Raw genomic sequence first — 20,033 nt, 5'->3', positions numbered from 1 at the left:
TTCCATCCGTGACGTCGATTGCCTAAAATTGGCGGACATTGATCCGTTGTTGGGTTCGTACCCAGATGGATCCCTCGAACTTTGACCCTGGGAGTTTTCATGCGTCTTCGCCCCACCCTCATCACATCGATCGCATTTGCGTTCGCCCTCTGGTTGACCCTGCCCCTCAGTCAAGCTCAGCAGGACAGCAAAGACACCGCCAAGAAGGACACTGCCAAGAAAGACACCGCCAAAGAAGAGAAGGCGGAATCGTCCGAAAAGAAATTCGTGGTCCCGGATGGCTCCGATCTGGAAGAGCTGAAGGCGTTCATCAAAGAGGTTCAGCAAACTCGTCCCACGACGGTCGAAGAACTCGTGGAAATGCAATCGGCGTTGGATGAAGCGGCCACGAAACTGCTGAACGCGAAAGACTTGCCCGTGGCGGAAGCTGGGGCGGCTTTCGAAGTCAGAATGCAAGCACTGACTTGGAAAGGTCGATTCGGTGATAAGGAAGCTCTCGGAGCTCGTCAGGCTCTTGCTGAGAAATACAAAACCGACAAACGTCCGCTGATCGCTCAACTTGCCAACAATTATCTGTTGCAGATTCGGATTCAATCTGTGGGTGAACTTTCGGAAAAAGAACGCGACGAACTCATCGACGACGTTTTGGCATCCGCCGAGAAAGACGGCCTCACCCGGGAGAACTTCCGTCCTGCCTACACGTTGGCTCAAACGTTGGAGCGAAGCGGCGCGACGAAGGCTGCCATCGACGTGTATAATCGCTTGGCGAAAATCGCCAAGAGCAGTGATGACGAAGACATCGCTGGCTTCGCAGGGACTTTGGAAGGCACCGCTCGTCGTCTTGGTTTGATGGGCGATACCATGAAGCTCGTCGGGAAAACCGTCGATGACAAACCCTTCGACTGGGATAGCTATCGGGGGAAAGTCGTTCTCGTTGATTTCTGGGCCACTTGGTGCGGGCCCTGTCTGGCGGAAATTCCTAACATGATGAAAAACTACGAAGCCTATCATGAAAAGGGTTTCGATATCGTTGGCATCAATCAGGACGACAACCAACTCGCCGTCCAAAAGTTTCTCACCGAACAAGAGTTGCCTTGGACAACCGTCTGGGCGGAAGGCCAACCGAATGCCGAATTCTATGGCATCAATGCGATTCCGCAGATGATCTTGGTTGACAAGGAAGGTAAAGTGGTGGCGTTGAACTTGCGAGGACCGCAACTCGGCGAGAAACTCCGCGAAATGCTCGGGGAACCGGCACCAGTTAAAGAAAAAGACGAAGACAAAGCGGCGGAATAACGCAATCTATGACCGAGCCGGTACCGCCAGACGACATCCAAAACCACCTGTGCCAGCGAGTTCGCGAACTCCGTAAGGATCGCGGGTGGAGTTTGGATGCGCTTTCAGCCGCGTGTGGTGTTTCGCGAAGTATGCTCAGTCAGATTGAGCGAGGCCAAGCAAACCCCACACTCGCGGTGACCGCTCGCATCGCACGCGCGTTTGAAATGTCGATCGGTGAACTGATCGAAACGCCGGAAGCGTCCTCAAAAATCTCCGTCATTCGGGCGGAAGATCGGCAATACCACTACCGGTCGGACGAATTCTGCACGATCCGCACACTGAGTCCGCTGCACCTGGAGAAGGATGTTGAGTTCTACCAGGTCACGTTCCGAAGCGGCGGCGAGCTGAAGAGTGCCGCTCATTTTGAGGGAACGCGGGAGTTTCTCACCGTCGAGAAGGGGCGGGTGCGGGTCATCAGTGCGGGTGACACGATCGAGCTTTCGAAGGGGGATTCGGCCAGTTATCGAGCCGATGTCCCGCACGCCATCGAAAACGCCGGCCGCAGCGAAGCGGTGATCTTTCTCGTCGATATCTACCGCTCTGGCTGAATTTTCCAACGGGACCGCGAGAGCGCAATCGAATGCATGGGAGAATTGCGAAGGCGTTCGACCACGTGACTTAGATCGTAATCGCGCTAATTGCGTCCGCCAGATCGATCAACTCAGCAACCAGGGCTTCGCGAACGGCAACCAACCCCACGATCACACCGATTCCCACGATCGTGAGCAGCAGCAGATACTCGACAAATACCGAACCGCGTCGCCGTGATGAACCGGTTTTCTTTCGAAGAATCTGCATCGTTCAAATCCAAGTTGAGTCTACAAGTGCCGTCGAGAGAGAGTCACAACGGGACGACAATGCAATCGCCGTACCGTTTCCGAAACACTTCCGAGAGTGACACAATCCGCGTTCCCGACTGCTTGAACACGGGACTTTCAACGGTTTTCCTTCGCGAAAGCCCTTTGATGTCGTCGGTGGAGCGCTAACGGTCGGCAACAGCCGAATCCTTAAGGACACAGAACGCATCCAAGAGTTTGGCAGAATACCGTGGGAGAAGGTTCAACTCTCCGAAATTTCACTGCCAGGCATGAGGTGTGCAGCAATCGCTTTCGCGTGGAGTGACCACTCAACAAGATCGCGATTCGGGATCGAGGCTGATGAAGATATCGTTGCAATTCCTCGTTGGGAAATCCCATCGAAGTGCGTTCATGCTCCTGTTGTTCGTTGTATCCATTGGCGGCCTTTCAGGCTGCGGAGTGGAAAGCGACTTGCACGGGCGATGGTTCAACGGCGAAATGTCGATCCGCTTTCTCCCGAATGGGCATGTGCTCATGAATTCCCGTGTGACGGGGCTGGTTCGCGGAGTTTACGTTTACGAACGAATTCCGGCATCCGCGGCGGCATCGACGAATTTGCGACCGAATCTTCAGTTGTATTTCGCGGATCGGCAAATGAACTTGCAGGCCGTTCACATCGGCTCTCAACGTCTCAGTGTCACCGAAGTGCACACGAATTCTCAACGCGATCCCTTGCGTTCAAAGTACATTCTCAAGAAAGCCCCGCCGGAGGACGAGAGAAGCATGCGACTTGAGCAGCGTCGCTCGTTGGCCTCGGCAAGTCGTGACAACCCGTGAACGGATAATGACTTACGAATTGTGATTCTCTGTTAGTTATTCGCGTTGTTATTGTTATGACTGTTCAAAGTCCGATAACCCGCACAAATTCCGTAAACTTTCAACCACCTCTGAACCGAAAAAAGTGAACAGGAGATTGGGTTCGTTTTTTCATCCCGGGTCCAATCCTTTACTGTTCACCGACCGGCATCAACGCCAAAAACTGGGTGCCGCGGGAGGCGTCAGCGCTTCAGGGGAGGTAAGAAATGGTGCCGAGGATCTGGAAACGGTTGACTGCATGTTGTGTCACTTGCACCGCGTCGGTCGCCGGTCTAGCCACCAATGTTGTTGCCCAGCAACCTGTTCCACCGCCGTCACTGCAGGTGGAAGAAAAGGTGCAATCGCTGGTCGAAGAAATCCTCACGACGGAAGTTGAACTCGAAGTTCAAAAACGACGTGCGAAGATTCTTCGAATGAAGAAGCCGATTTTCCGGACCGCGGTCGCTGACCCGACCATCGTTGAGATTGTTCCGTTCGGGGCTCGGGAAGTTGAGTTCATCGGGAAAGAGACCGGCAGCACATCGGTCACGATTTGGACCGGCACCGAACAAGAACCACAACTGTTGACCATTCTGATCAGCGTGACCAAAGACGACGCGGTCGCAGATCGTCGGCAACTGGAATATGCCGAATTGGAAGCAATGATCAACGAACTGTTTCCGAACAGTCGAATTCAGCTGATTCCAGTTGCGGACAAAGTCATCATTCGCGGCCAAGCCCGTGATGAAGAAGAAGCCACCCAAATCCTTTCGATGCTCCGCCAAAACACCGGCGGAGGAAATGGTGCTGGACTGGGAAATCTGTCGCCCGTGGCGGATGGAACCGTTGCAGAAGCGTTTCCCGACGCCGGTGATCTTCCCCAGGCCAATTTGATCAACATGCTCGAAGTGCCTGGTGAGAAGCAGGTGATGCTCAAAGTGCGGATTGCCGAACTCAAGCGGTCGGCGATGCGGCAACTTGGTTCGGACTTCAACTTCGACGTTGGCGATTTCGCGTTCAACTCAGTATTGGCCGGCGGTGGCAACCTGAGTTTGTCCGGCACGTTCGACAACGATAGTTTTTCGTTGATGCTTCGGGCGTTGGAAACCAATGGGTCGGCTCAAATTCTGGCCGAACCGAACTTGGTGGTGATCAGTGGGCGAACGGCGACGTTCCTGGCCGGTGGTGAATTTGCGGTTCCGACGACTGTCGGGATTGGCGGTGTCGGAGCGGCAACGACTTCCTTCAAGAGCTTCGGGACACAACTCGCGTTCACACCAACCGTGACGGACAAAGACCGCATTCGGTTGCAGGTCGCACCGACTTTCAGTTCGATTAACCAAGAGAACTCCGTCGGCGGAATCCCCGGCTTGGATTCGCGAACGGTGAGCACGGTCGTCGACATGCGGGAAGGACAAGTCTTCGCAATTGCCGGACTGCTGCAAGAACAACAACGCGGTGATATCAGTCGGATTCCGATTCTCGGCAGCATTCCCGGCTTGAACACACTGTTCGCGAACCGCTCGGTTTCGAGGGACGAAACGGAATTGTTGATTCTCGTTAGTCCGGAATTGGTTCATCCACTGGAACCGGAACAGGCTCCAGTGATTCTGCCGGGGATGGAAGTAACGGAACCAAACGACTTGGATTTCTATTGGTACGGGGACATTGAAGGTCGTCCGAACCATCATCATCGCAGTACGGTTTGGCCGCTGTACCGTAACCGACTTCGACGCTGCGGCGGTGTGGAAGGTGTGCGGGCGACGGAAGAATACTACATCGAGGGACCGGTTGGTTTCTCACCATAACGACTCGGTATGTCTGGGGTCGGGAGTTTGCCACGAATCCGCTCGTCAATGACGAGCCAAGAAGCCGCAAGTAGTCGGATTGACCGGCGGCTGGACCAAGTCAAATTAGTCGTCGGCATCATCTCACATTCGATGCCGAGACATTGAGAAAGGATTCCCAATCATGCCGATGGATCATGTCCGCCGCATTGCGGCCGCCATGGCAGCCACTTGGATCGCAGGAAGTTCAGTGGGCTGCTCGTATGCAACGAAGTGTTACAACATGGGGGATTTCACCCCGAGTCCACAGGGGACGATTAGCGATCCTGTGTGGCAGCAACAAGAAGCGAACGCGGAAGCCTCGGACTTCGTGATTCACGAACACGAGTGGACTTCCGAAGGTGTGATCTTGAACCGAGCGGGCATGGATCACCTCAAGAAGATTGCCGCCCGTGGAATGGAAGTTCCGTTCTCTATTCTTGTCGAGCGATCCAGTATGGGAGTCGATCCGAACTCCAAGTACGGATACCCCGTCAACAGCAACCACGGCTTGGACATGGCTCGACGAGCCGCTGTTGTCGAAGCCTTGGCTTCCATGGGAATCACCGATGCGGAAGAGCGTGTGTACGTGTCTCCGGCATTGGCTCCTGGATTTGAAGGCAACGAAGCCGAAAACGCCTATCGTCGCGGATACAGCGGCGGCCGAGGCAACGGATTTGGCTTCGGTGGATTCTTCGGCGGCGGTGGTGGCTTCGGTGGATTTGGCGGTGGTGGCTTCGGTTTCTAATCGCGAATACCTCACAATACGCCCGCCAGTTTCGATTGGCGGGCCTTTGTGCATTCCACGTCCACCTCTGGTCTCGGTTGATGCTTTCAGAACCGTCTCTGTATTTTCGCGGGATGGATCTGAAAAACGAGATGGACGCCGCAAAGTTCTTCGGACTCTCATAGGACGTGATTCATCATGCGATTCTCTTGGATGCGACACTCTCTGACAGCAGCGATGATTAGCGGGGCTTTGTGCGGTTGTGCGAATCTTTCCGACCGAAATGCAACAACGGCCACTCCCACCGAGCAAGCCGCCAACGAGTTCCAAGTCCGCTCAAGCATGGCGCGTCTTCATGAACGTCAGGGAGACTTGGCGAAAGCTCGGACGATGTTCGAGCAATTGGTTCTTGAGCACCCGGAGAAAGTGGAGTTGCATCATCGGTTGATGGTCATCTACACGAGACTTGATCAGCACGACTTGGCGAGTCAGCAATTTGAGTTGGCTCGTCAATTGAAACCAGACAACGCCAGCTTGTACGCCGATCGCGGATACGCATTATATTTGGCGGGCGACCTTGAGCAGGCCGAGAGCTTGCTCAAACATGCGTACGAGCTGGATTCGCAAGATGAGCGAGTCGTGGTTAATCTGGCGACCGTCACCGGTGCGATGGGCCGAGTCGATGAAAGCTGGAGCCTATTCCGGCGTGTCCTCGACGACGCCGAGGCCCATGCGAATGTCGGATTCGTGTTGATGCAACGTGGTGAATTGGGCTTGGCGAAGAAGCATTACTCGATCGCTTTGGACCTCGATCCCAAATCGAATGCCGCGAAGAACGCTTTAGTGCAGATCGCTTATTGGGAAGAAAAGCAGCGATCCGCGAAGCCTCGCGTCGTGGCTTCCGTCACGCCGACAACCAACCAAACCGCTGCCCCAGTGCAATTGGCATCGGCAACCGCTCCGCCGCAATCGGCCCCTGCTCCGGTAGATTCCGAACCAACTCCCGAAAGGCCGTCACAACCTTGGTTCGGAAGCGCCACGGTGACTGTCGAAGCGACTCCGCCAGTTGTCGACATGCCGTCAAGACTCGTTCCAACGCCACCCCAGGGCCAAACATCTGAAAGCAACTGGCAGCTTCCCACGGCGGTGGCCCCCGGTCAATGAGACGGAATCAATCGCGAACCATTTCGCGTCGAATTCTGACGGATCAGTTCTCAGGGGAGCTGTCGTTAGTTGGCAGTTCGCTGTAGGTTTCGGGGTTGAGGACGCCGTCGACGCCGTGGGCATCTTTCAAGAAGTTCTTCAGCTGCAACACGGGTGGGCCGAGAAGTAGAATGAACACCGGCGGAGCCAGACAGAAGATGACGGGGAACAGCATCCGAATACTCGTTTTGCTGGCTCGCTCTTCCGCTCGTTGACGTTGTTGCCGACGGACGCTGTCCGCGAACTCCGTCACTGCAACTGCGACGTGTGTTCCTAAACGCTCGGTTTGGCTGACCAATGTCGCCAAGGCATTGACATCCGGTGTGTTCAGCCGGCGAGAGAATTCTCGCAACGCTTTGGGCATCGTGTCGGCTTCGGCGTGTCGGCGGACAACTTCCAACTCCACGGCTAAATCGGGATGGAAGAACTCCACTTCCTGTGCGACCCGTTCCAACGCTCCGCGTAACGGAAGGCCGCCGGTCAAGCACATCCTCACCATGTCCAGTGCATCGGGCAGACCGGTTTCGATCCGTCCCAAACGTGCCCGTGATTGGATTTTCAGAATCAAACGAGGAACCAGGTAGGCGAGTGCGGCGAAAACCACCGTTGCGATCATGATGAGTTCGGGAACCGATGTCGTCGGATCGGAGAGCACAGCCGCGGTTCCGCCGATCAAGGCAAGGCCGACCACAATTGTATTTCGAGTCGCCAGGAATTCGATCGCCGCAAACGAGGCGTAGTAACCGGCTCGTTTCAGTTCTTGCTCAAGCCGATCCATTCCGGATTCCGACACTGGCAGCAACCCTGCGAGTGAGCGACGCAGTTTGCCGGGAGTCTTCCGCATTCCCGGTTCGTACATGTCTTGAATGTGCCGGACCCGTCGACGCCCGGCAAGGGCCGTCATCCCCACCCAGTACATCACGGCTGTGATGCCTAGGAACCATGTCAAGAATGTGGGATCTCTGAACAAAGTCATTCGACGGTCTTTCTTCCGCTTTCATTCAGGCGATCAATCAACTTGCCGAAGCAACGTCATGACCCAAACAATACCGATGATTTCCAAAATGACCGCCATCACGAGCATCACGCGCCCGATCGGGTCTTGATACAAGTTCGCCAGATGTTCTCGGTGGAAGACAAACATGAACAAGTACGCCAACGGTGCGATCATCGTGACGAGCATGGTTGATGCTCGTCCGGCACCTGTGCTAGCCCGCATTTGTCGCTGGGCATTAATGCGGTCGCGAACAACGCCCGACATTCGCTCCAGGGTATCCGGCAAACTTCCACCGGTTCGACGTTGAACCACCAGCGTGGTCGTCAAAATTCGCATGTCCATTGTTCGGACGCGGTTACCCAGCGATCGCATAACTTCACCGAAGGAACGCCCGAGTTCCAACTCGCGACCGCATCGGCGAAACTCCCGACCAATGGCTCCGTCCATTTCGTCGCCGACCAATTGAATTGCCTGTTCGGAGTTCTGCCCTGCCCGACACGCTCGCGAGAGCATGTCCAGCACGTGCGGCATCTGCTCCCGAATTTCGCGAAACCGCCGCGTTCGTTGAATCGAAAAGGTAATCAGTGGCAACATCATTCCCAGCAATCCACCGGCGATGGCGGCGAGAACTTCATTGCTATACATCCACAGGCCACCACCGACCAACAATCCACTGAGCAGAATCAGCAGAAACGCCGCTTGCGGTGAGTCGACACTGTCGGCTTCGAGAACGAGTCGATCAAAACCCTGGTCGACCTTGCCGAAAAACGTCGTGGCGGGTTTTTGATCGAAGACGGTCTTCTGACGACGGATGCTTCCTCGTCGACCGGCTGGCAATGAAGAATCTGACGGGCGTCGTGGAGACAACAAATCCCGCACCGCCAAACCCAACGCGACGACCAAAAAACTGATCGATCCGAAGGCAATTAGAATGGTTTGGTTGGCACCCATGATTCTCGTCTCGGAAATACTTTCGATTTCGTCGTGCTGCCGCCAGGCAAACGTGTTCGTGTTCTAGGCTTGGTCTAGCTGCGAACGGGAATGTGACGTTTGTCGAACATTTCATCCGGCAACCGGATGCCGGCTGCTCGCAGTCGCGAGAGACACATTGGCCGGTAGCCAGTCACGAAGAATTCCCCCTGAGCGATTCCCGTGTCATCCACCCCGGTTTGTTCGAATCCGAAGATGTCTTCCATGTGCAGCCCGCCGTCACGAAGACCGGTGATCTCCGAAATTCGCATCACTCGTCGCACACCACCTTTCAGCCGTGACAAGTGAACCACCAACGCAATCCCCGATGCGATGTATTGCCGCACGACCGGAATCGGCAACTCAAACCCAGCCATAGCCACCATGAGTTCCAGCCGGGCGAGTGCATCACGGGTGTCATTGGCATGAATTGTTGTCAACGAGCCTTCATGCCCCGTGTTCATTGCCTGGAGCATGTCGAGAGCTTCCGCTCCCCGAACTTCCCCAATGATGATGCGGTCCGGACGCATCCGCAAACTGTTGCGAACGAGCGAACGTTGCGACACCTCACCAGTGCCTTCGGTGTTTGCGGGACGAGTTTCCATTCGGATGACGTGTCGGTGCAGCAGCCGCAACTCGGCCGAATCCTCCACCGTAATTAGCCGCTCGTCGCCAGGGATGAATTGCGTCAGTGCGTTCATCAAGGTCGTTTTTCCGGCACCCGTTCCACCAGAGATCAGGAAACTCACCCGAGCTTCGATGGCGGCCGCCAAAAACTCAACCATGTCGGCATGAATCGAGTGGCTGTCGATCAAATCTTCAACTTGCAACGGCCGTTTACCGAAGCGACGAATCGACAACGTCGGCCCATCGAGTGCGAGTGGTGGCACGACCGCGTTGATTCGGCTTCCATCGGGCAACCGTGCATCCACCATCGGGCTGACTTCGTCAATCCGGCGGCCGACTCTCGAAACGATCCGTTGAATGATTCGCATGAGGTGATCGTTGTCGGCGAAAATGACATCCGACCGCTCCAACCGCCCTTGCTGTTCGACGTAGACTTCATGCGGATGATTAACCAACACATCGCTGATGTGGTCATCTTTCATCAGGGCTTCGATTGGCCCGAGTCCGAACACTTCGTCGTAGAGTTCGTCGAGCAACCGCGTGCGGTCCTCGGCGGAAATATTCGGAGCTTCCTCGGCTACCACTTCGGCACCGACGGCCCGAACTTCCGTTTCTAATTCGGCCTGCGGAATATGGGCGAGCATCGACAAGTCGAGTGCATCGACCAATCGCTCGTGAACAAGGACCTTAAGTTTCTGGAATCGGAGTTCGCTTTCGTCGACCAACTCGTGATCATCCGAAGGCTCCACCATGACCGTTCGCGACTGCATGGACGCCACCGAAACACTCCTGCCTAGACCGTTGCTCGATCTCTGAAACTCGCGACAAATTCGAGAACCGTTGGGTTTTCAATACCCGCTTCCCGGAACGTACTTCACACCGCCCCGCCGATTTAACCACCCGCCATCGTGGAACCGACCGGTTCATCTTCCGACGAGACGGTTTGCATTTGGCGACCGTATTTCTTTTGCGGTTTCGGCCCGACGAGTGGTGTCGAAATCGTCGGGCGGTTGATCATGCGACCAGGAGCAGCGACCGACGCCGGTTGCTCGAATGTCAGCACGTCTTTTTGTCCGCCGCGATAGACTTCCATTTGCACGGGCTTCGGTTTCGGAGGCGTGCCCAGCAAGTCATCCAGACTGACTTGGTCGGAACCCGCGAGAACACGATCGGTGCCGTACTGCCAAGTGCTCGCTTGTGTGGCTGCGGGCTGAAGTTTCTGAACGGGCATGACACCAGCCGGACCAACGTTCGGGTTCCGGGCCATCGCTTGTGCCATCGCTCGCAGACGATCGTTCGGGTTGAGCCGGGGATCACGAACATCGACTGGCATCGTGTCGAGTTCGTCGTTCGGGTTTCGCAGCGTCAACGACAGTTGGCCACGACCTTCAACCACCTTAAGCACCTTTGCCTGCATCGGCGTGACCGCCAACGTCACCCGGCCATCGTTTTCGACATCAACACTTTTTTCCGCGATGATGTTGCGATTGACTGATAACACTTGGATGCGCTCCAGAAGGGTTACTGTTACCTCCGGGCGATCTTCCGTCACTTCAGAGCGGAACAAGACATCCACATAACTACCCGGACGAGCGAACCCCTCAACGGCACCCACATCTTCAATCGGCACGGTGACCGCTCGATAACCTTCTTCCAAACGATCCGCAATCCCCGGCCCCGAACCATCAGGGTAGAAGTTCGATGTCAAAAACGCCTCCCCCTGCTTCATATCCGTCCGCAGAACTCGATCTTCGATCTGGGTGACCGACCGCATATAAGGCATTCCCGCATATTTGCTTTTCGTGAATTGCTCTGGCGTAAATTGCAACATGGCAATTCCATTTTGAGTCACCGTCTGTCCGGACTCAAACTCATAGGCGGCCACAGGAACGATGAAATTACTTGCCGGAGCCTGCGGCACCGGAGGCAACGCCGGGCGGGTTTCGATGTTCTGCCGAACGACATACGCTCCGCCGAGACCGACCATCACGGCGAACACGAGAATGGTCAATGTACCTGAACTAACTCGAGCCATCCGCTCATTCTCCTACCCAAATGCGATCACACGCCTTGGGAACACTGAGGTTTTATTGAGTACGAAAGAGAGAGTGACTGACTGAATTTTCCGCATCATTCAGCCGTTGTATTTGCAGTGCAATCGATGTACCGAACACCGGTGAATCTATTCAGGCGTTGCGTCAAGCGGACCGCCACCGCCGCCAACACCAAAAGCTTCCTGAGTCGCCGGCAGACAAATGTCAATTCCCGCCGGTTCCGAACCGTCCGGGTCCGCGACCGGTGCGCCATCGACGAATCCGAAACTGAAAACAGTCCCGTTGATTGTGCAGTTGACCGTGTAACTCTGATCGATGTTTTGCAGGGCCAAGCTCAGATCGCCGAATTCCTGCACCACGGAATCGCGAACCGCAGTCAAGCCGGCAATCACACCGATCGACACAACTGCAACCAGAAACACGTACATGACCGGCTGAATCACACCCCGCTCGTCGTCTAACAAACGCCGTAGTAGATGTGTTCGACGAGAAATTGTCACGGTTTGTTACCTGTTGCGAATTACAAACCCAAGAAAATGTTGGTTCTCCGAGAGCCTCGAAGAACCAACTTCGATTCCGCAAAAACTATTCCAGAGCTGAAGCCACCCATCATTGTTGCGAGATGGTTGTCGCCAAGTAGTGTTTAGAAATGGCCCCGTACGAATCGTTTTTGACTGATTTCACCGATCAAGGAAGTCAGCGAGGCAACCGGACAAGTTGCCTCGCTGAACCGCTGCATTCAACTGCAACGCTCGACCGAATTATTCTGGAGTCGCAGCGACGATACAGATGTCGATACACTGAGCGGCGATTGCCGGGGTGTCGTTGTTGGCGTCGTCGATTTCGCAGAAGTCGCCTTCGTCGGAGAAGATCGAGCCAGCGGTGCTGGAGCAGTGACCGGTGATCGCACCGAAGGAGAAGCTTTGGTTGACGTCGCCGACAGCGGCACCAACGTCGGCGAGTTCGCCAACGACAGCGTCACGGACAGCAGTCAGACCGGCAATCAAGCCGATGACGACGATCGTCGCGATCAGCACAAGTTCGCTGGAAACGATGAAGCCAGCTTCGTCGTTCCACAATTGAGCAAGAGTTTTCATTTGATGGTTTTCCGTTAAGATAGAAACATGTGTGTTTTGACGCGGCGGTGCCTGACTGAAGTTGCACACCCAGGTCAGGTGCCGCTCTTTGTTTAACAACTGGCCAGTTGCCGACGACTACTTATGCACCTTGCGTGCCAACGATGTTCAGTTTGCGAAACACTTTGCTCAACTTCCCATACAGCGTAAATCTCACGTGTTTTCCAGGGAAAACGAGACCTTCCTGTCACTTTGGTATTGATCGAGTTGGTTCGACAGTCTGTTCTGTTTCCCACAGTTAACATTGAAGCGCCAACTCTCTGTCGATAGGACACAACTACCCCAGCCAGTGAGCGCGTAGCGGAGGTATTGCGATTCTGGGTGGTTTTGACGAGAACGGGTGGTGGCAAAAGAAAACCGCGGCCTCGAAGTAATTGAGGCCGCGGGATTAGCCCCCGGGGTTAACCCCGGGTGTTGGGGTGGGGTGGGTTTGTTAGAGGGTGGGGGTTTCGAAGAGGTCCCAGGGGGTTTTGGTTTTTGCGGTTTCGAGGAGGGCTGCGAAGACGGTATCTCGCAGTTCCTCGGTGCTTTCCGCTGGGTCGGTCGGGGTGTTTTCGGGCGAATCGCTGGTGGTCCAGGACTCGTCGTCGACCGGGGCGCTTTCGCTTCCGTCGATGCCATCATTGGTGTTCGCCTCGAAACCGACGGCGGCGGGTTCGCTTGCGTTCACACCGCTGTCGCTTGCGCTGGTGGACTCGGTGGACGAGTCCGCGTCCGCGTTCGCGGTTGGTGATGGCAGGCGGCGGGTGCCGAGGCCGAGTTCGCCGGTCATTAGCTCATTGGGGTTGGTGGCCGCGTCGAGATCGCCGTAGCCGAGGATGTGGCCGAGTTCGTGCATCACGACGGTGAGCAGGTCGACTTGATCGGCGGCAGCGGCGTGGGTTGCGGAGAGTTCGGAGCCAGTGACGAGCGTGAACTCTTCATCGACGAGCGGAGTTTGGTCGACGAACCAACCGTGGCCGAAGCCGTCGTCATCGATCAAGATCACTCGGGAACCGGCCAGGCCCAGGGCGTGTTGGTCATTGAGATCGGTGATTTGGAACTCGACGCCGGCCAAGCCGGAGACGTCTTCCCCGGCGGCGGCGAGGCGGGTGATGGCGGCGGTGGCGATCGTTTCCAAAGCGGACGCCGAGACCGTGGCGGCTCCGTCACCGGCTTCTCCGGCGAAGGTCAGCGGAGCGGCCGGCGGCAGACCGCTGGCGGATTCCGCGATATCCAGCCCGTTGACCCACCAACTGCCTCCGACACCGGAGAGAGCAATATCGATGATGCCATCGGCGTTTTGATCGCTGACGCCCAAGAGTGTGACGGTGGTGAAGGTGTTCCCACCGACCGCCGCCGACGTGGCGGTGAACGCACCGCCTTCGACCGAGACTTGCACTTGCGTCGGCACGAACCGCGACCCGACATACACGCGGAGATCGTAATCGGTCCCGATGTCGGCACTGACTTGGAAGGTGCCGGGGGCACTGCCGCGGGCTCCGTCCCGCCGCAACAACGGCGTGGCCGAGTTCGCGGCGAAGAAGTCGAACGGCGCGACTGTGGTTTGCCAGCCGAAGTCCCCGTTGAACAAGTTGTTGTGGGCCACCGCCGTGAAGTCGGCGGCGGTCAGACCGCTGGCACCTTGGTTGAAGTCGAACCGTCGCGGCGGAGCACCGGCGAACGCGGTGAAGTCGATGGTGGTCGAGTCGGCCACCGAGCCGTCCACGGCGAGCACGTCCACCGTGGCGGTGACGTCCATATTCGAAGACGGTCGGCGAATGTCGATCGTGAAGTTGCCGGCGGCATCGACGAAGACCTGATGACCGGCGTACGCGGCCGACGCATCATTGACCAACACGCCGACGTCCGTGGTCACGGTGAGATACATCTCTCCGTCGGCCGGCGGAGTCGCGGTTTGGCCGGTGATCTGATCGATCGTGGAGCCATCGGCTTGATCGTTCCCGTTGCCGCGGACGACATTCGTGTTCACGATGCCTTCCTGCATCGAGCGAATTTCCAAGCCGTTGACGACCCAGAACGACGCCGGTGCACTCAACCCAAAGTTCAAGTCCAACACACCGGCGGGGCCGATGGTGACCTCGAAGGTGCCGGTCACGAACTCGCCCGCCGCCGCATCCAAGTCGGGCAACACGACCACGCCGTTGGCCGAGACTTCGACGTTCGGACGAGCGGTCGTGGAATCACCGACGGTCACGTTGACGGTGTACGTGCCCGGTGCCAGCTCCACGCGGAAAACCTGATCGACGTTGCTTTGGTGGGCGTCTTGCCGCAGTTCCCCTTGCACGGTTTCCGCTTGCGGACCGCGATCGTAACCGCCGATGCCACTGCCGCCGACCCACCCATAACCGGTTCCTGGTTCGAAGATCTCCGTCGGCAATACGCCGTGGTAGGCGTCGTCAGCCGGATCGCCCGCGGTGCCGTCGGTCGGATCGGCCGCCGGAATTTGCGTCGGGCTGGCAAGCGTGGCGTTGAAGTCGAATAGCCGATCGGTCGGTGAGACGAAGTCCAACGCGATGCAACCGGTTTGGTCGCCGCTGAGTTCCTCCATCTTGATGAACACCGTGCCGCGACCGGACGGGCTGACGATTGCGTATTGGAACTCTCCGTTGGCGTCGGCTTGCACCTGCACACCGGCGACATCGGGATCGATATCCAGCGACGCCAACACGGTGACATCCAGATCCGGCAGGCCGTCCAAACCGTCGGCGTCGGAATCGAGCATCGCCGTGACGGTCACGACCGAATTGGCGGTGGCGTTGTAGCCGTTGAAGTACCGCACGGTACGACCGTCGGACAGGAACGGTTCGTCGCCATCGCCGACATCCACCGCGTCGATCGGATCGGTCGGGCTATTCGGCACGACTTGAATCGCCGGATCGGGGCTGCCGAACGTCAGCAAGTTACCGGGCCGGAACTCCAACCCGTTGACCGAGAAGAAGGCCAAACCGCCCAGGTCGTCGAAGGTGATATCCAGCGTGTTGTCTTCGACGAGGACGGCGAACGTGACGGCCACGCTCTCGCCGGCCAAGCTGTCGATCTCCTCGATCAGAATTTGACCGGTGTCGCCGTTGCGAATTTGAATGTCGTCCAAAGCCGTTCCGTCACCGAGCTTTGCGGAGACGAGATACCAACCGTTGGTCGCCACGTCCGCTCGGAAGGTGTTCGGGCCGTTGCCGCCGTGACCGTCGCGGAAGACGTCGTCGAAGTTGGCCGTGGTCCCGGCTCCCAAATCGAAATCGTTCAACTCGCCCGGCATGTCCAGCCAACCGAAGCGGGTGCCCACCGGGTCGGTCTCGACGTAGATCTGGTTCTGCGGCACCGAGGTGTAACCGGCCTGGGTAATCGCGACATCGCCGTTGCTAGTTTTGTCGAAGTCGAACTTGCCGACGTCCGAGCCGAGCGGATCGAGCGGCAAATTCTCGATGCCGAAGAACGTCACGCCTTTGAACGGCATCGGCGTGCCGCCATCGGTCAGAATCGTCTTGCCCTGAATCGCAAACGTGTTGCCCAACGAATCGAAGTTGAGCGTGTCGCCGCTGCGAGCCGGCACATCGTCCGGACCGGGACCAAACCCGGGCGAACCGCCATCGACGAAAATCGTCGCCGTCTGCGAAGGCTCGACATTCAGCGTGTCCCCGTCCTCGCCGCCATTGGCGAAGATCGAAAGTTGTTCGACGCCGAGCGAGTACGTTACGGTCTCATTGGTCATTGGCGTTTCACCGACCGCTCGCACCGTGCCGCCGTTTTGCCCGAGGACATCGAATACTTCATCGACATCGCGACCTTCGAGAATGACTTGATCGTTGTTGGCCATTGCGGGGCCGGCCTCGACGACGCTGACGGCGTTATCTACGCCATTGAGTCGGCCGAAGAAGATGTGATAGGTGTCGTCGCCGCCTTGGCCGTCAAGCAAAGCGGAATCCGCGGAGTGCATGACACTGGGGTTCAGTGTGATGGTGTCATCGTCACCTCCACCCGTGACCATCACCCCACCGACACTGTCATCGGAAGCCAACGTGCCGAAGAGGTTGATGTTCGCTCCCGATGCATCGCCATCGCCAAAATCACCGAAGAGGAAGATTTGGCCACCGGCTTGCACGGTTGAGGAGTCTTGCAGGTCAAGATCGTCACTCGATTGCAGCGTGACATTGTTTCCTGCACCTACTGTGACACCTGGGATCACTGTGATTGTCTGAGACCCAGCGAGTGCAAGCGAGACAATTTCAATGTCGGCGTCCGCGGACACGTTCTCCGTGACATCCACTGACCCTGCATTCTGGATCACCACGGATGAGCCGCCCGATGAGACACCGGTGACTCCGTTGATACCACCAATCGTGAGATTGCCGGTGTTCTCAAGGAAGAATCCGTCGACAGCAGCCGAGCCTTCCAAGTTGCCGACGTCGCTGTCGATGGCGTTGCCGCTGGTTCCAACCGATCCGTTTGCTCTGGCGATGAGCGTGTCGGCGGTAACGTCTGCCAAGAACTGTTGGAGGAGCACGGCATCAGCACTGACAACTCCGTTCGCCCCAACATCGGTGAGTTGCACCGTCAAGGTTCCCGCCGGTCCCACGTTGATGGGGCCACCGAGGAATTCGAAGTTCGTGCCTGAGACAACCACATCGCCTTGCGCAGGAACTTTCTGGTTAGCGGTCACATTGATGGGGGCCCCACCACTCGAAATGGAATACGGGGCGTTGGATGCGCGATTCGCATTGTCTCCCCAACTCGCAGCGACCTGGTACAGTCCCGGAGTGAGGCCGCTGAAGGTCCATGTCGCTGTGTTCCCGGAACCGGCGAAGCTGAATTCCGTATCACCGTTGAAGCCAGGGACCGTCGACGAAGCAAACCCTGGTGCACTGTAACCGGCGTCGCCATCGTCGATCGGTGCGATTTGTGCCACGCCGTCGCCATTGTCCAGAATCGAACCACCCGTCGAATCGAGTGTGACGTTCCCACCAATGCTGATCAAACTGGCGAGCAGAATATCGTCAGTCGCATCGAGATCGATATCCCCACCGCGAGCGTTCACGACAGAACCATCGGCCATTGTGATTCCACCACCGCCCGTGGTGTCGGCGTCGGCGAGCAGAGTCACTGTTGCTCCGCCGGTTTCGACATCGATCAGGCCGACCGCAGTGAAGATGATGTTCCCTTCGGCTTCCGCAGTGACCGTGCCGCCACCGCTCAGCACCGGAGCCGCAATCGTGATGTCACCACCCATAGGCGGAGCCACGCCGGTTTCCAGGGCGATGTTGCCACCGTTCATCGTTCCGTTGCGGTTGGAATCGACAATTTCGCTGATCGTCAGATTGCCCGATTCCACGTAGATGGAGATGTTTCCACCTTCGGTTGTCACGCCGTTTGTTGTGGTTCCCTGCCCGCTGAGAATGCCACCAACTTCCAGGTCTCCAGTGTTCTCAACCCAGAACCCGCCGGCTCCGCCAGCGCGGCCTTCGAGTTGGCCAACGGTGGTGTCCAAGAAGTTGCTACCACTACCGACATTATTGGAGGCGAGCAGAATGGCGGACGCTGCGGTGATGTCGTTGGCGTCTGTATCAGCATCTGTAATTGAGCCGCCAGGCACCGTGAGCTCAACGTGTCCGGCTCCAGCATTGACCACGCCAACTGGCAAGTCCGTATTGATGTCTCGCGCGTAGATATCGCCGCCAGCACTGGTGGCATCGAAGCGAGTCAAGGCGTTGATTTCCAATGCGTTGCTGGAGTTGGTTCCGATCTGGCCAGCGCCGGTGACTTCAACGATGACGACATTGCCTCGCACATCGCCAGGGCCACCGGTAACGCCGGTCAGGTCACCGTCTACAACACGTAGGTCAAACACACCGGTGCCACCGGCGGAGCTATCGACGACTTGTAGGCCCCCCGCTGTATCCAGGATGAAGTAATCCTGACTACCGACACTGTTGATCTCCAATACGTCGGCATCAAGTTCAAAGCGATCCCCCCCCATACTTCCGCCGATATCACTCCCCGCCGTCAAGACTTCCAACGTGATATTCGTGGCCGTCAAGTTGGCATTGCCATCGTCGGTATTGTCGGTGATGCCACCAGTACGGGCTGTGAGTGTGGCGTTCCCGGTGGTCGTGACATTTTGTGTCACGACAACGGTCCCGGCATCCACGTTGAGATTGGCGGCACCCAGACCAATCGTGTTTCCACCTTGGAAGGTCACGGTGTCGTTCGTGCCAGCGTTGATGTCCAATAAACCGCTTGGTTTATCGAACGTAGTGACTTCCGCCGCCCCTGAATCAACCGTGAGCGTACCGTTGCCGTTATCAACGACAGTAATGTTCTCCGCCGCCGCATTGTTGTAGTTCAGAATGACATTCGTCGCATTAATCGTCGACGTAATCGGCTCCAACCCCGTGTAGGTGATGCTCTGCGTGCCGTCGTAGGAGACGAAGCCGTCATTGTCGTTGGTGTAATCGAACTGCAAACTGGTAACGGTTCCGCCGAGGATTTCGAGCGTGTCGTTCTCGGCCGTTCCACCAGTGCCGCCTTCATAAATGATACCGCCGGTCGGGTGGAAGTAATCACCCGCTGGGTTGGTGATGCGTAGAATATCGCTGCCGCCCAAACCGTCGAAGTCGACTGAATCGATCCCGGTGAAGGGTACGGGATTCGGTGTTTGCGGGTTCGGTGTGCCGCCAGTGAAGAGCTGGTACGTCCCCGAATCGCGTCCGGTGGCGATGATTTCCAAAATATCATCCATGCCGGTGCCGGTAAGGATGATGTCGTTGTCATCGTTTTGGATGGTGGCTACGCCAATGCCATCGGCGATCGACACAGTGCGACCGTTCGCGATCAAACCGCTCAAGGCAACCTGGAATGTTTCATCCAGTTCGAGCAGTTCATCAGCGACCACGTCCACGGTGATCATCATTGTGCTGTTGGGCGGACTGTTTGCGGGGAATGTCAGCGTGCCAGCATTGGTCGCATAATCGTCGGGAGTCACTGCGGAACCGCTGGTTGTATTGAAGTCGACGGAAACATTGGCATCAACTGCGGCATCCAAGGTGACGGTGAAGACGAATGGCGTTGTCCCGCCGCCATCGCCTTCGGCCATCATGATATCATTGATGCTGATGGTTGCAGAATCGTCATTTTCAATTGTGCCCTGTCCGGTATCTCCGGAGATCGACACGTCCCTACCACCAGCATTTAAATTGCTGAGCATGACGGACAGGGTTTCATCCAATTCAACTTTGGCGTCAGCGGTGGATTGGACCATGACGGTGAATGTCGTCGTGCTCTCGGGCGCGAAATTGACAGGGTCAGCCACTAACGCCGTGTAGTCGGAGTCAGCGAGGGTGGCGGCTCCGTCTTGCGTGTCGGCGTCAAGGGTGACGGCGACATCGACGGGATTGGTGATCGTCACATCGAAGGACAAGATTCCTCCTTCTGTGATTGTTGCATCGCCGATGCTGATTATGGCCGCGTCATCGTTTTCAACTGTGCCCTCTCCGGTATCGTCGGCAAC

The 20,033-nt window shown here is 56.9% G+C and carries 14 protein-coding genes; 6 read left to right on the top strand and 8 right to left on the bottom strand.

Going from position 1 to position 20,033, the window contains the following annotated elements; translation table 11 throughout:
• The first annotated feature begins 99 nt into the window (after nt 1–99).
• Nucleotides 100–1,296, top strand: a complete 1,197-nt coding sequence (locus G6R38_RS17915; RefSeq protein ID WP_166829209.1) for a TlpA family protein disulfide reductase — start codon at nt 100–102, stop codon at nt 1,294–1,296.
• A gap of 8 nt (nt 1,297–1,304) precedes the next feature.
• Nucleotides 1,305–1,886, top strand: coding sequence for a helix-turn-helix domain-containing protein (locus G6R38_RS17910; protein WP_166829205.1), 582 nt, complete (start codon nt 1,305–1,307; stop codon nt 1,884–1,886).
• 70 nt (nt 1,887–1,956) lie between these two features.
• On the opposite strand, the gene G6R38_RS17905 is transcribed toward G6R38_RS17910, so the two are convergent.
• On the bottom strand, nt 1,957–2,136 hold the full coding sequence (locus tag G6R38_RS17905) for a hypothetical protein (RefSeq protein ID WP_166829202.1): 180 nt from the start codon (nt 2,134–2,136) through the stop codon (nt 1,957–1,959).
• 359 nt (nt 2,137–2,495) lie between these two features.
• Here G6R38_RS17905 and G6R38_RS17900 point away from each other — a divergent pair, with 359 nt between their 5' ends.
• The 4 genes from G6R38_RS17900 (at nt 2,496) to G6R38_RS17885 (ending at nt 6,707) form a co-directional block, all read left to right on the top strand.
• Nucleotides 2,496–2,972 (top strand): hypothetical protein, encoded by a 477-nt coding sequence (locus tag G6R38_RS17900; protein WP_166829199.1) that lies wholly within the window; start codon nt 2,496–2,498, stop codon nt 2,970–2,972.
• A 245-nt stretch (nt 2,973–3,217) separates the two neighbouring features.
• Nucleotides 3,218–4,798 (top strand): type II and III secretion system protein family protein, encoded by a 1,581-nt coding sequence (locus tag G6R38_RS17895; RefSeq protein WP_166829196.1) that lies wholly within the window; start codon nt 3,218–3,220, stop codon nt 4,796–4,798.
• Nucleotides 4,799–4,961: 163 nt separating this feature from the next.
• Entirely contained in the window at nt 4,962–5,564 is a 603-nt protein-coding gene (locus tag G6R38_RS27875; RefSeq protein ID WP_206028627.1) for a hypothetical protein, read from the top strand.
• Between the two features lie 177 nt (nt 5,565–5,741).
• Nucleotides 5,742–6,707, top strand: coding sequence for a tetratricopeptide repeat protein (locus tag G6R38_RS17885; RefSeq protein WP_166829193.1), 966 nt, complete (start codon nt 5,742–5,744; stop codon nt 6,705–6,707).
• A 43-nt stretch (nt 6,708–6,750) separates the two neighbouring features.
• Here the strand turns inward: G6R38_RS17885 and G6R38_RS17880 are convergent, their stop codons facing one another.
• The 7 genes from G6R38_RS17880 to G6R38_RS17850 all read right to left on the bottom strand — a co-directional run bounded on the left by G6R38_RS17880 (nt 6,751) and on the right by G6R38_RS17850 (nt 19,985).
• Nucleotides 6,751–7,722: a type II secretion system F family protein gene (locus tag G6R38_RS17880; RefSeq protein WP_166829190.1), complete on the bottom strand. Its 972-nt coding sequence runs from the start codon at nt 7,720–7,722 to the stop codon at nt 6,751–6,753.
• Nucleotides 7,723–7,755: 33 nt separating this feature from the next.
• Nucleotides 7,756–8,694, bottom strand: coding sequence for a type II secretion system F family protein (locus tag G6R38_RS17875; protein WP_166829187.1), 939 nt, complete (start codon nt 8,692–8,694; stop codon nt 7,756–7,758).
• A 74-nt stretch (nt 8,695–8,768) separates the two neighbouring features.
• The gene (locus G6R38_RS17870) at nt 8,769–10,109 is read right to left on the bottom strand and encodes a CpaF family protein (RefSeq protein WP_240928262.1); all 1,341 of its coding nucleotides are present in this window, start codon (nt 10,107–10,109) and stop codon (nt 8,769–8,771) included.
• A gap of 122 nt (nt 10,110–10,231) precedes the next feature.
• Entirely contained in the window at nt 10,232–11,374 is a 1,143-nt protein-coding gene (gene cpaB / locus G6R38_RS17865; RefSeq protein ID WP_166829184.1) for a Flp pilus assembly protein CpaB, read from the bottom strand.
• A 147-nt stretch (nt 11,375–11,521) separates the two neighbouring features.
• Nucleotides 11,522–11,893, bottom strand: coding sequence for a hypothetical protein (locus tag G6R38_RS17860; RefSeq protein WP_166829181.1), 372 nt, complete (start codon nt 11,891–11,893; stop codon nt 11,522–11,524).
• A gap of 261 nt (nt 11,894–12,154) precedes the next feature.
• A complete protein-coding gene (locus tag G6R38_RS17855) occupies nt 12,155–12,490 on the bottom strand; it encodes a hypothetical protein (RefSeq protein ID WP_240928261.1) in 336 nt (111 codons plus the stop codon).
• Between the two features lie 472 nt (nt 12,491–12,962).
• Nucleotides 12,963–19,985 carry a Calx-beta domain-containing protein gene (locus tag G6R38_RS17850; RefSeq protein WP_390881431.1) on the bottom strand — a complete coding sequence of 2,341 codons (7,023 nt, stop codon included), beginning with the start codon at nt 19,983–19,985 and terminating at the stop codon, nt 12,963–12,965.
• Nucleotides 19,986–20,033: the final 48 nt, after the last annotated feature.

It is taken from the genome of Thalassoroseus pseudoceratinae, assembly GCF_011634775.1.
GTDB classification, from domain to species: Bacteria; Planctomycetota; Planctomycetia; order Planctomycetales; family Planctomycetaceae; genus Thalassoroseus; species Thalassoroseus pseudoceratinae.
This window is presented reverse-complemented; position numbering and strand designations above follow the sequence as displayed.